9 protein-coding genes are annotated in these 10,765 nt (G+C 68.5%); 7 read left to right on the plus strand and 2 right to left on the minus strand.

Annotation, left to right across the window (positions count from 1 at the left end; genetic code table 11):
• On the minus strand, positions 1 to 786 hold a 786-nt coding region (locus tag VNJ47_03975; GenBank protein ID HXG27991.1), incomplete at its 3' end, for a M20/M25/M40 family metallo-hydrolase.
• A gap of 87 nt (positions 787 to 873) precedes the next feature.
• Here VNJ47_03975 and VNJ47_03980 point away from each other — a divergent pair.
• From VNJ47_03980 to VNJ47_03995, 4 genes are all read left to right on the plus strand, one after another.
• Positions 874 to 2,805, plus strand: coding sequence for a hypothetical protein (locus VNJ47_03980; protein ID HXG27992.1), 1,932 nt, complete (start codon positions 874 to 876; stop codon positions 2,803 to 2,805).
• A gap of 65 nt (positions 2,806 to 2,870) precedes the next feature.
• Positions 2,871 to 3,482 carry a YdbL family protein gene (locus VNJ47_03985; protein HXG27993.1) on the plus strand — a complete coding sequence of 204 codons (612 nt, stop codon included), beginning with the start codon at positions 2,871 to 2,873 and terminating at the stop codon, positions 3,480 to 3,482.
• A gap of 112 nt (positions 3,483 to 3,594) precedes the next feature.
• Positions 3,595 to 4,440, plus strand: coding sequence for an SDR family oxidoreductase (locus VNJ47_03990; GenBank protein HXG27994.1), 846 nt, complete (start codon positions 3,595 to 3,597; stop codon positions 4,438 to 4,440).
• Between the two features lie 240 nt (positions 4,441 to 4,680).
• On the plus strand, positions 4,681 to 6,495 hold the full coding sequence (locus VNJ47_03995) for a S8 family serine peptidase (protein HXG27995.1): 1,815 nt from the start codon (positions 4,681 to 4,683) through the stop codon (positions 6,493 to 6,495).
• A 39-nt stretch (positions 6,496 to 6,534) separates the two neighbouring features.
• Here VNJ47_03995 and VNJ47_04000 read toward each other — a convergent pair whose 3' ends face one another.
• Complete coding sequence (locus tag VNJ47_04000) at positions 6,535 to 7,200, minus strand: carbonic anhydrase (protein ID HXG27996.1); 666 nt, start codon at positions 7,198 to 7,200, stop codon at positions 6,535 to 6,537.
• A 119-nt stretch (positions 7,201 to 7,319) separates the two neighbouring features.
• Here VNJ47_04000 and typA point away from each other — a divergent pair, with 119 nt between their 5' ends.
• From typA to VNJ47_04015, 3 genes are all read left to right on the plus strand, one after another.
• A complete protein-coding gene (gene typA, locus VNJ47_04005; protein ID HXG27997.1) occupies positions 7,320 to 9,158 on the plus strand; it encodes a translational GTPase TypA in 1,839 nt (612 codons plus the stop codon).
• Between the two features lie 235 nt (positions 9,159 to 9,393).
• Positions 9,394 to 9,831 carry a hypothetical protein gene (locus tag VNJ47_04010; GenBank protein HXG27998.1) on the plus strand — a complete coding sequence of 146 codons (438 nt, stop codon included), beginning with the start codon at positions 9,394 to 9,396 and terminating at the stop codon, positions 9,829 to 9,831.
• Positions 9,832 to 9,858: 27 nt separating this feature from the next.
• A partial coding sequence (locus VNJ47_04015; GenBank protein ID HXG27999.1) for a hypothetical protein occupies positions 9,859 to 10,765 on the plus strand: 907 nt, incomplete at its 3' end.

Genomic DNA, 10,765 nt, shown 5'->3' on the forward strand with positions numbered 1-10,765 from the left:
CCGCGGCGGCGGCATGGAGGAGTGCCCGCCGCTGTCCTCGGCACTGAGCATGAGGCTCAGATAGCCCTTCTCGGCAATGCCGACCAGCGCCACCGGACCAGAGAGCCCCAGCATACCGTCCTGCATCACCGCGCCGCCCTCGTCCAGCACCAGCGCTGGACGCACCTGCAGCTTGTGCAGGAGTTCGGCGATGCGTGCGGCGCCGTCGCGCCCGCCAACCTCCTCGTCATGGCCGAAGGCCAGGTAAATGGTGCGGCGTGGTTTGAAGCCGCGTGCCAGCAGCAGTTCGACCGCTTCCAGTTGCGCCAGAGCGCTGGCCTTGTCGTCCAGCGCGCCGCGCCCCCAGACGTAGCCGTCGGCGATGTCGCCGCCAAAGGGCGGCCGCTGCCAGTCGTGCTCGCGGCCCGGCTCGACCGGCACCACATCGAGATGCGCGAGCAGCAGCAGGGGGTCTAGGCCCGCCTCGCTGCCCGGCCAGGTATAGAGCAGGCTCAGCTGCGAGACGGTTTCGCGGTTGAGTACGCGGTGCACGCGCGGGAACTGCGTGCCGAGATAGTCTTGCAGCCGCAGGAACGCGGTCTCGTCGATGCGGTCGCGGTCTTCGTGCGATACGGTCGGAATGGCCAGCGCACCGGCCAGGCGCCGCGCAGCGGCTTCGGGCTCGATGGCCAGCTTCGCGGGTGGCGGGTATTCGCCGGCGCGCGGCCGGAAGTTCAGCGCGTTGAACAGCGCGATGCTCAACACCAGGCCGAGCGCAAGGCCGGCGAACAGAAGAATGCGGCGCATGTCGGGATCCGTGGACGAGCCTGCGCGATTCTAATATGCCGCGCGCGCGCCGCGCACTCGCGACGGCGGTTATGGCAGAGTGCCCCCATGCGCGGGTTTGCCGAGGCTCACGGTCGGCGTATCGCTGTCTTCGTACTGGCGGCGACGCTGGCCTATGCCGCCGATGCGCAGGCGCTCGACCGCGTCGGCCTCGTCATCGGCCGCCTGCAGGGCAACGGCTGGCAGGCCGAGGGCGTGCGCGTGCAGCTGGCGCTGGCGCGCGGCAGCGGCGAGCTGCGGGCGACGGTGGTCAAACTGCCGGCGCCGGTCGGCGAATTGCGGGATCTGCAGGTCCGTTGCCAGCCGCTGCAGATCGACGACACCGCCATCCACTGCCCGCGGGCCCGCTTCCGTCTGCTGCAGAATGACCTGGATGCGCCGGATTTCGGCGGCGGCTTCCGCTATGAGTTCGCCACCGGCGCGCTGCAGTTCCATGTCGACGACCTGCCGCTGGGAGGCACGCGCATAAAGGCCAGTGTGCGGCAGCAGAATACGACGTGGCGCGCTGAGCTGTCGGCGCCGGCGCTGAGCCTGAGCCGCGCGGACGGCACCCTGGCCAGCGACCAGCTGGCGCTGGGGCTGTCGCTGCAGGCGCAGCCGCGGCCGGACGGCTGGGACTTCGGCCTGCGTCTCGACGCGCCGCGCGGCCAGCTCTATGTCGAGCCGGTGTTCCTCGACCTGGCGCAGGGCGCGCTGCGGCTGGAAACGACCGGCCGCTGGCAGGGCGCCCGACAGCAACTGGCGCTGAACTCACTGCAGATCGAGCAGCCGGGTGCGCTGCGCGCACGCGGGGCGCTGGCGCTGGATCTCGCCGGCGCGCGCCGCCTGCACTCGCTGCAGCTGCAGATCGAAGAAGCCATACTGCCCGCCGCCTACACGCGCTACCTGCAGCCTTTCCTGATCGGCACCGTGCTCGACAACCTTGAAACCGAAGGCCGGGTCGAGGGCCGCGTGGATTTCGGCGACGGGCGGCTCGAGCAGCTGCGGCTCGAGCTGCGCGACCTGCATCTCGACGACAAGAAGCGGCGCTTCGCGCTGTATGGCGCCAGCGGCGTACTCGACTGGCGCGCCGATCCGGCGGCGGCGACGGTGAGCCGGCTGCGCTGGGAGGGCGGCAACGCCTACCGTCTGGATTTCGGCGCCGCCGAGCTGCAAATGCATAGCCGCGGCCGCGATCTGCATCTGCAGGCGCCGCTGCGCATTCCGCTGCTCGACGGCGGTCTCGATATCCGCCGCTTCGAACTGGCCGCTGCCGGCACGCCGGACATGCGGGTCGCGTTCGATGGCGTGCTGGCGCCGGTCAGCATGGAGCGGCTGTGCCGCGCGCTCGACTGGCCGGTGTTCGGCGGCACGCTGTCGGGCGCCATCCCCACGCTGGAATACCGCGACGGCAATCTCAGCGTCGGCGGCACGCTGGCCGCGAACGTCTTCGACGGCCGGGTGGAGGTGGACCAGCTGCGGCTGGAGCAGCCCTTCGGCAACCTGCCGCGGCTGTCGGCCGACATGAAGATCCGGCGCATCGATCTCGAGGCCGCGACGCGCGCCTTCTCCTTCGGCCGTATCGAGGGGCGGCTGGACGGCGACGTGAAAAACCTGCGCCTGCTCAAGTGGCGGCCGGTGGCCTTCGACGGCCGGCTGTACAGCTCGCCGGGCGATGATTCCCGGCGCCGCATCAGCCAGCGCGCGATCGAGAACATCTCCGATCTGGGCGGCGGTGGCGCGGCGGGGGTCCTGTCGCGCGGTTTCCTGCGCTTCTTCGAGGATTTTGCCTACGACCGCATCGCGCTCGGCTGCCGGTTGCAGGACGGCGTCTGCCACATGAGCGGCCTGGAGCCGCACCGCAGCGGCGGCTACTACATCGTCAAGGGCCGCCTGCTGCCGCGCATCGACGTCATCGGCTTTGCCACCCGCGTGAGCTGGGACAGTTTCGTGGAACAGCTCAAGAGCGCCACGCAATCCGAGGGCCCGGTGGTCAAGTAGGGCGTTCACTCGCGGTTCAGACGGCAGGTTTATACTGGCATCAAGTATCCAGGAGGGAGTTGACCATGCGCACCACAACCCGGGTATCTCCGCTGGCGCTGTTCGGCGCGCTGCTGGCGGGCTGCGTGACCATCAATGTCTATTTCCCCGCGGTGGCGGCCGAGAAGGCGGCCGACCGCATCATCGAGGACGTGTGGGGCAAGGAGCCGCAGGGTGAGCCGGCTGCGCCGCCGTCCGATACCCGCGGGCAGAATCGCCGTGGACCGGTCTCGCTGCTGGCCGTGCGCGTGCTGGATTTCGTGGTGCCGGCGGCCGCTGCGGCCGAACCCAACATCGACATCTCCTCGCCGGCCGTGCAGCAGATCAAGGCCTCGATGGAGTCGCGGCACGGCTCGCTGGCGCCGCACTACAACAGCGGCGCGGTCGGCCTGACCCAGGACGGCATGATCGCGGTGCGCGACGCCAACGCCATCCCGCTGGCCGAGCGCAACACCGTCAAGAAGCTGGTTGCGGATGAAAACGCCGACCGCGTGGCGCTATATCGTGAGATCGCGGTCGCCAACGGGCATCCGGAGTGGGAGGGCGACATCCGCAAGACCTTCGCCCAGCGCTGGATCGCCAAGGCGCAGTCCGGCTGGTACTACCAGGACGGTTCGGGTAACTGGACGCAGAAGTAACGGCACGCCGTCATCTTGGGGGGCTTGGCGCGAGCAGGGTCCCTGCGTATCCCGATCCACCCAAACCCCGCCGCGCTATCATGCGGTGGGGTTTTCGATTCACGGACTCGCCATGGCTACACCGCTGACCGTGCTGATCACGGGCTGTTCCACCGGCATCGGCCGCGCGCTGGCCGAGGAATTCCACGCACGCGGCCATGTGGTTTATGCCACCGCTCGGCGTGTGCAGACCCTGGATGACCTCAAGGCCAGGGGCTTGCGTACTGCCGCGCTCGACGTCAACGACCCCGCCAGCATCGCCGCGCTCACGCGGCGCCTGGAAGCGGACGGCGTCACGGTGGACGTGCTGGTCAACAACGCTGGCTACGGCGCGATGGGCCCGCTGGCGGAGTTTCCGCTGGACGAGCTGCGCCGGCAGTTCGAGACCAACGTGTTCGCGGTGCTGGCCCTGACCCAGGCGCTGCTGCCCGGCATGATTCGGCGCCGCGCGGGCCGCGTCGTGAACATCGGCAGCGTGTCGGGTGTGCTGGTGACACCCTTTTCCGGTGCGTACTGCGCCACCAAGGCCGCCGTGCATGCGCTGTCGGACGCCATGCGCATGGAGCTGGCGCCGTTCGGCATCCGCGTGATCACGGTGCAGCCCGGCGGCATCCGGTCGCAGTTCGGTGCCACGGCCAGCCGGGGTGTTTCCGAGCGTAGCCGTCAGCTGTCGCTGTACGCACCGGTGGCGGATGCCATTGCGGCGCGCGCCAATGCCTCGCAGCAGGATGCTACCCCCGCCGAGGTTTTCGCGCGGCGGATGGTGGATGCGGTGCTCAAGCCCAACCCGGCGCCGGTCCTGCGCATCGGCCACGGCAGCTTCCTGATGCCGTTCCTGCGCCGCTGGATGCCGCTGGCCTGGCTCGACCGCATGCTGGGCCGGCGCTTCAAGCTCGACCGGCTGCAGACGCAGAACTGAATCGGCATCGCTGATGTAGGAGAAATCCTACTCAAAAATTAAGATTCGCCCAGATTGCAGCCCGGCTGTGCGTTACGCAGAATTCGCAACATAACGAACGGCTTGCCGCAGTCCCCGGGACGCGAGCAGGCTGCGCAGTTTCGCTCCGATGATTGAGAGATTCCCGACGCGCCACACGGCAGTGCCGTCGAGCGTCGGGCAGAGAAGGGCGGCATCCGACCGGTCATGGAGGGTTTCTCGATGCGCAGGCATATCGGGCTCGGCGTTCTGGCGCTGCTGGCATCGGTCATCACCGGCATTTCGGCGGCAGGTCCGCTCAGGGCTGCGCTCGACCGGGTCGCGGGCACGGGCCTCGTGCCCAACCAGTACATCGTCGTGCTGGGCAAGCCGCAGGACGGCCAGGCCCTGGCCGGGCTTCCGGTTGCCGAGCAGGTGCGGACGCTGCTGGCCGGGGTGGGCGGCGGGCAGCTGCTGCACGTGTATGAGCATGCGCTGCGCGGCTTTGCCGTGCGCCTGACGCCGCTGCAGGCCGAGTTGCTGGCGCGGCATCCGCTGGTGGACTACGTCGAGCAGGATCGCGAAGTCCGCGCCGTGGCCACGCAGCTCAACGCAACCTGGGGGCTCGACCGCGTGGATCAGCGCAACCTGCCGCTGGACGGGCGCTACGGCTATCCCGACCTGGCCGGGCAGGGCGCGCACGTGTATGTGATAGACACCGGCATCAACCCGAACCATGTCGAGTTCAGCGGGCGCGTCGGCGCCAGCCGCAACTTCGTCGGCGGCCTGCTCGGCCTGGGCAGTCCCGATCCCAACGCCTGGCAGGACTGCAACGGCCATGGGACGCACGTGGCCGGCACCAGCGCCGGCAGCACCTACGGCATCGCCAAGAAGGCCACCGTGCATGCGGTGCGCGTGCTCGACTGCCAGGGCAGCGGCACCGGCTCGGCGATCATCGCCGGCATCGACTGGGTCGCCGCCAACCATCAGGCGCCGGCGGTGGCCAACCTGTCGCTGGGTACCGTGGGCGGGCGCTCGCAGGCGCAGGAAGACGCCGTGCGCAACCTGGTGAACGCCAACGTCGCGGTGGCGGTGGCCGCGGGCAACGACAACGCCAATGCCTGCAACACCTCGCCGGCGGCGGAGCCGAGCGTGCTTACCGTCGGTGCGAGCACCCGGACCGATTCCCGTGACACGTCCTATTCCAACTTCGGCAGCTGCCTGGACCTGTTTGCGCCCGGCACCGGCATCACCTCGGCCTGGCACAGCAGCACGACCGCCACCAGCACCATCAGCGGCACGTCCATGGCCTCGCCGCATGTCGCCGGCGCGCTGGCGCTGCTGCGTGCCGCCAGCCCGGGCCTGGGCGCCGCGCAGACGCAGAACCAGCTCGTGGCCGACAGCACGTCCGGCGTGCTCAGCAACATCGGCAGCGGCTCGCCCAACAGGCTGCTCTACGTCGTCAATAGTGGCGGCACGCCGGTGGACAATCCGCCGCTGGCCGCCTTCAGCCACAGCTGCAATGGCTTGACCTGCAGCTTCGACGGCAGCAGCTCCAGCGACGATCACGGCATCGCCACCTACAGCTGGAATTTCGGCGACGGCGGCAGCGGCAATGGTGCCGTGCTGAATCACAGCTATGCGGCCGGCGGCAGCTACAGCGTGACCCTGACCGTCACCGACAGCGTGGGCCAGACGGACGGCGAGACCCGGACGGTGAGCGTCAGCAGCACGAGCGGGCCCTGCAGCGACTGCACAAAGGTCAGCGGCAGCCTGAGCAGTGGCGGCACCGCTTACGTGACCTCGTCGAGCGGGTTCGGCAGCGGCGGCGGCCAGTTCAAGGGCTACCTGCGCGGGCCGGCCAATGCCGACTTCGACCTGTACCTCGAGAAGCGGACCACCGGCCTGCTGGGCAGCAGCTGGAGCATCGTTGCGCGTGCGGAGGGCAGCACCTCCAGCGAAGACATCGTCTACTCGGGCACTGCAGGTACCTATCGCTGGCGCCTGAAGTCCTACAGCGGTTCCGGGGCCTATGACTTCTACTACAAAAACCCCTGAGGCATCTGCGTAGCGCCGCCGTCCGGCGCCGGTGGCATCTCAGCCGGCGCCGGCAGTGGCGCGCAGCTTCTCGCTGCAGCGTCGCAGGTCCTCGGGCCCGTGCAGGCTCATGCCGAGGTCGTGGAGCAGGCCGTCCTTGAGGCCGTAGATCCAGCCGTGCACGCTCAGCTCGCGGCCCTCGTCCCAGGCCTTGCGCACCACCGGTGCGTGGCCCACGTGCTCGACCTGCTGCAGCACGTTGAGCTCGCACAGCCGCGTCTCGCGCGCGGCATCGTCCGGCAGCCGCGCCAGCTCCTTGCGGAAGCGGTGTTTGATGGCGCGGATGCCGGCGGTCCAGCGGCGGATGGCCGGCAGGCCGCGCCCCGGCGCGTCATGGCGCAGGGTGTTGAGCACACCGCCGCAGCCGTAATGGCCGCAGACGATGATGTGGCGCACCTTCAGTACCTCGACTGCGAAGGTCAGCACGGCGGTGGCGTTGGCGTCGCGCAGCCGGAACTGGTTGGCGATGTTGCGGTGGACGAAGACCTCGCCCGGCGGCAGGCCGATGATCTGGTTGGCCGGGATGCGGGCGTCCGAGCAGCCGATCCAAAGGTAGTGTGGCGCATGCTGGGCCGACAACCGGGCGAAATAGTCGGGGTCCACCTGGCGAATGGAGCTGACCCATTCACGGTTGTTGACCAAGAGCTGCTGAGGCGTTTGTTTCATGGTGTTCTCCTCAGGGGCGGAACTTTACCAGATTGACCGTGGCGGCGGGGTGGCAAAACCCCTAAACTAGGCGGCCTTTTGCCTGCCCCCGACCTGCCTGTGCCGTCCCGAGCCCGCCCATGATCCAGAACCTGCGAAACATCGCGATTATCGCGCACGTCGACCACGGCAAGACCACGCTGGTGGACAAGCTGCTCCGCCAGTCCGGCACGCTGGATGCCCGCACGGAGCTTGGCGAGCGGGTGATGGACTCCAACGCTCTCGAGCGCGAGCGCGGCATCACCATCCTGGCCAAGAACACCGCCATCCGCTGGACCGACCCCAGATCCGGCCAGGAATACCGCATCAACATCGTGGACACCCCGGGCCATGCCGACTTCGGCGGCGAGGTCGAGCGCGTGCTGTCCATGGTGGATTCGGTGCTGCTGCTGGTGGACGCGGTGGACGGCCCCATGCCGCAGACCCGTTTCGTGACCCTGAAGGCCTTCGCGCTGGGTCTGAAGCCGATTGTTGTCATCAACAAGATCGACCGCCCGGGTGCGCGCGCCCACTGGGTTCTGGACCAGACCTTCGACCTGTTCGACCGTCTCGGCGCCACCGATGAGCAACTCGACTTCCCGACCGTGTACGCCTCCGCACTGAACGGCTACGCCGGCCTCGAGGAAAGCGTTCGCGAAGGCGACATGACCACCCTGTTCCAGACCATCGTGGACCGGGTCGCGCCGCCCAAGGTGGACGTGGACGGTCCGTTCCAGATGCAGATCAGCCAGCTGGATTACTCCAGCTACGTCGGCGTGATCGGCATCGGCCGCATCCAGCGCGGCCGCGTCAAGACCAACACCCCGGTGACCGTGGTCGGCCGCGATGGCCGGACCCGCAACGCGCGTGTGCTGCAGGTGCTGGGCTTCCTCGGCCTGCAGCGTCACGAGGTGGCCGAGGCGCAGGCCGGCGACATCGTCGCCATCACCGGCGTCGAGGACCTCGGCATTTCCGAAACCGTCTGCGACCCGAAGGCGCCGGAAGGCCTGCCGACGCTGCAGGTGGACGAGCCGACCATGAGCATGACCTTCGAGGTCAACAAGTCGCCCTTCGCCGGCAGGGAAGGCAAGTTCGTCACCAGCCGACAGATCGCCGAGCGCCTGCAGCGCGAGCTCAAGACCAATGTGGCCTTGCGCGTGGAGCCGGGCGTGGATCCGGACAAGTTCAAGGTTTCGGGTCGCGGTCTATTGCACCTCGGCATCCTGATCGAGAACATGCGCCGCGAGGGCTATGAGCTGGCGGTGTCGCGCCCGCAGGTGATCCTGAAGGAAATCGACGGCGAGACCTGCGAGCCCTGGGAAACGCTGTCCGCCGACATCGAGGAGCAGCACCAGGGCAGCGTGATCCAGGCGCTGGCCGAGCGCGGCGGCAAGATGCAGAACATGGTGCCGGACGGCAAGGGTCGCGTGCGCCTGGAGTACCTGATCCCCTCGCGCGGACTCATTGGTTTCCAGACCGACTTCATGTCCATGACCAGCGGCACCGGCCTGGTGTTCCACAACTTCGACCATTATGGTCCGCGCGCCAACACGGAGGTGGGCCAGCGCCACAACGGCGTGCTGATCTCCAACGAAATGGGCAAGGTGCTGGCCTACGCGCTGTTCAACCTGCAGGACCGCGGGCGCATGCTGGTGGAGCCGGGCGTGGACGTGTACGAGGGCCAGATCGTCGGTATCCATTCGCGCGACAACGACCTGGTGGTCAACGTCCTGCGCGCCAAGAAGCTGACCAACATCCGCGCCGCGGGCAGTGACGAGAACATCATCCTGACCCCGCCGATCCGGCTCACGCTCGAATCCGCGCTGGAGTTCATCAACGACGACGAGCTGGTCGAGGTCACGCCGGCCTCGATCCGCGTGCGCAAGCGTTTCCTCAAGGAACACGAGCGCAAGCGCGCGGGCAAGGCGTCCGCCGCCTAGGGAGCGGTCTGTTCATACCGTCACCCCGGCGTAGGCCGGGACCCAGGGCCTTGATAGCCGCTGGATTCCGGCTTCCGCCGGAATGACGACTCGAATGGATCAGAGGTTGGCTCCGTGCTGACTGGCCGCTAGACAGCTCCGGGCCCACTGGCTAAGGTGGGTGCGTTGTGCCAGGACGCTGTGACCCGGACGCATGCCATTGCGGACCCCAGCCCTTCGCCTTGCGGCAGTGCTCGTGCTGCTGCCGATCGCAGGCGTGAATGCCGCCTGTGCCTGCGGCGCCGGGCAATCCGCCGCCCCGGCCGCTGAACCGGCCCCCGTCATTCCTGCCAAAGCCGAGAGCCTGCCGGTCAACGGTCAGCTGCTGGCCGCCGCCGACGCCATCGTGGCTGAGGGTGCACCCCTGAAGCCGGACGCCGCCCGGCGCTATTCCACTCCGCTGCTGCGCGTGGACGACAGCGGCCTGATCCAGGCTTACATCTACTGCGAGCGCGAGCGTTGCCAGGCCATCGGCGACGCCTTGCTCGATGCCGGCGGGCGAGTGGAAGATATCCAGACGCAGGCCGCGCGGCCGCTGATCCAGGGCTGGATTCCGGCCGTATACATGAGAGAAGCCGCCAGGCTGGATGGCGTCATTTCGATCGGGCTGCCGGCCTACGCGCATACACGCTAGCCGGCCGGCTCGCAAAAGGAGGGGCGAATGGAACTCGGACTCAAACGCATGTTGCCGTGGCTTGCCTTCGGCTGCCTGCTGGGTGGCGGCATGGCAACCGCGGTGGCCGCACCACAGGGTAGCGGACTGGTCGCGTTCAAGACAGAACAGAAGCTGGATGCGACGCTCGCCGCGCTGCTGCGGGAGTCCATGGTGCTGGCGCGCACGCATGACGCGCGCTCGGCGGCGCTGCGGCAGGCCGCTGGCCGCCTCGCCCGCCTGAACGACAGGGATGCGGTCCAGGTCTACGTGCGTCTGCATCGCGGTGCGGCGCTGGTGCCATCCGTGCTGCGTGCCGCGGGCCTGCAGATCGAGATTGCCAACGAACGGTACGGCATCGTGCAGGGCTGGATTGCGCCCGACGCGCTGGCAGCGCTCGCGCAATTGTCCTCGGTGCGCCGCGTCACCGTGCCGGACTATGCCTTCACGCGCACGGGCAGCGTGAACAGCCAGGGTGACGTGCAGCTGCGCGCGCATGACCTGCGCGGCGTCGGCATTACCGGCGCGAACGTGAAGGTGGGCGTGATCTCGGACGGGGCGATCAACCGCGCCACGGCCGTCAGCTCCGGCGACCTGCCCGCCGGCGTACAGATCGTCAACAGTCCGGGCGATGGCGATGAGGGCACCGCGATGCTCGAGATCGTACACGACCTCGCACCAGGCGCGTCGCTGGCGTTCTGCGGCGTCGCCGCGGCCGTGGACACCTCGCTGCAGTTCATCCAGTGCGTGCAGGATCTGGACACCGCGGGCGCCGACATCATCGTGGACGACATCGGTTTCTTCCTCGAGCCCTATTTCGAGGACGGCATGGTGGCGCAGGCGGTAAAGACTGCCGCCACCGGCGGGGTGGACTATGTCACCGCGGCCGGCAACAACGCCGACGGCCAGTATTACG

The sequence above is a fragment of the Nevskiales bacterium genome (assembly GCA_035574475.1).
Taxonomy (GTDB): domain Bacteria; phylum Pseudomonadota; class Gammaproteobacteria; order Nevskiales; family DATLYR01; genus DATLYR01.

Coding starts and splice junctions, on each gene's coding strand:
- VNJ47_04000 (HXG27996.1), bottom strand. CDS start 7,200: ATGAAACAAACGCCTCAGCAGCTCTTGGTCAACAACCGTGAATGGGTC.
- VNJ47_03980 (HXG27992.1), top strand. CDS start 874: ATGCGCGGGTTTGCCGAGGCTCACGGTCGGCGTATCGCTGTCTTCGTA.
- typA (HXG27997.1), top strand. CDS start 7,320: ATGATCCAGAACCTGCGAAACATCGCGATTATCGCGCACGTCGACCAC.
- VNJ47_03990 (HXG27994.1), top strand. CDS start 3,595: ATGGCTACACCGCTGACCGTGCTGATCACGGGCTGTTCCACCGGCATC.
- VNJ47_03995 (HXG27995.1), top strand. CDS start 4,681: ATGCGCAGGCATATCGGGCTCGGCGTTCTGGCGCTGCTGGCATCGGTC.
- VNJ47_03985 (HXG27993.1), top strand. CDS start 2,871: ATGCGCACCACAACCCGGGTATCTCCGCTGGCGCTGTTCGGCGCGCTG.